Genomic DNA, 1,082 nt, shown 5'->3' on the forward strand with positions numbered 1-1,082 from the left:
CGCCAGGACCATGCAGCTTGGCAAGACGCCGACAAATGTCTCGGATACCGCCAAAGCGGTGATCGAGGGCATGGACGCGGTGCTCAACGCGGTCAGGCCGGGAACGACTGCCGAAGCGGTCGAAGCTGCCTGGCGCAAGGTCATCCAGCGCTACGGACTGAAGAAGGAATCGCGCATCGGCTACTCCATCGGCGTCGCCTATCCGCCGGATTGGGGCGAACACACGATCAGCCTCAGGCCGGGCGACAAGACGGTGCTTGAACCGGGCAACGTCGTTCATTCCATCCTTGGCATGTGGATGGACGGCTGGGGCATCGAGGTCAGCGAGACCATCCTGGTCACCGAAACCGGCCACGAGACCCTGACGAAGTTCCCGCGAGAGATCCATGTCAAATCCTGAGGGTTCGGCCACGGCGGGTGGTGTTGCGAAAACCGTGACGACCGATATCGACGCCGGAATTCTCGACCGGATGATCGAGGTCCGTCGCCATCTGCACCGCAATCCCGAGCTTTCGAACCAGGAGGCCGGCACGCAGCGTTACCTCAGGCAGATGCTGGTGGATCAGGGAATCGTCGACATTCGCGACGTCGCCGGCTTTGGCCTTGCCGTCGATATTGTCGGCGCCGGCAGGCCGTCAAATCGAAAGATCGCCATTCGCGCCGACATCGATGCCTTGCCGATCGAGGAGGAGTCCGGTGTCGATTATGCATCGACGAATCCAGGTGTGATGCATGCCTGCGGTCACGACGCCCATGCATCGATGGCTTTCGCGGTGGCCGCGCATCTTCACCAGTCGCGGGACAGTTTTGGCGGTACCGTTCGCCTGATCTTCCAGCCGGCGGAGGAGGACGAACCGTCGGGCGGCAAGCGGGTGGTGGAAGAGGGGCTTCTCGACGACATCGACGCCGCCATCTGCGTCCACGTCGATCCGTACACACCGACCGGCAAGATCGCCGTCGGCTCCGGTCCCTACACTCTGGCCTGTGACACGTTCGATGTGGCCGTCATCGGCTCGGCGGCACACGCGGCAAAACCGCATGAAGGCGTCGATGCGTTGGCCGTGGCTTGCTCCCTGGTGAGC

Annotated in this window: 2 protein-coding genes; both read left to right on the forward strand. The window is 62.9% G+C overall.

Going from position 1 to position 1,082, the window contains the following annotated elements:
* Positions 1-400 (forward strand): M24 family metallopeptidase (locus EN991_RS37375; RefSeq protein WP_127370583.1); only part of this gene is annotated, 400 nt, incomplete at its 5' end.
* Positions 387-1,082 (forward strand): amidohydrolase (locus tag EN991_RS37380; protein ID WP_164769713.1); only part of this gene is annotated, 696 nt, incomplete at its 3' end. The genes EN991_RS37375 and EN991_RS37380, both read left to right, overlap by 14 nt.

Source organism: Mesorhizobium sp. M7A.F.Ca.US.005.03.2.1 (genome assembly GCF_003997795.1).
GTDB classification, from domain to species: domain Bacteria; phylum Pseudomonadota; class Alphaproteobacteria; order Rhizobiales; family Rhizobiaceae; genus Mesorhizobium; species Mesorhizobium ciceri.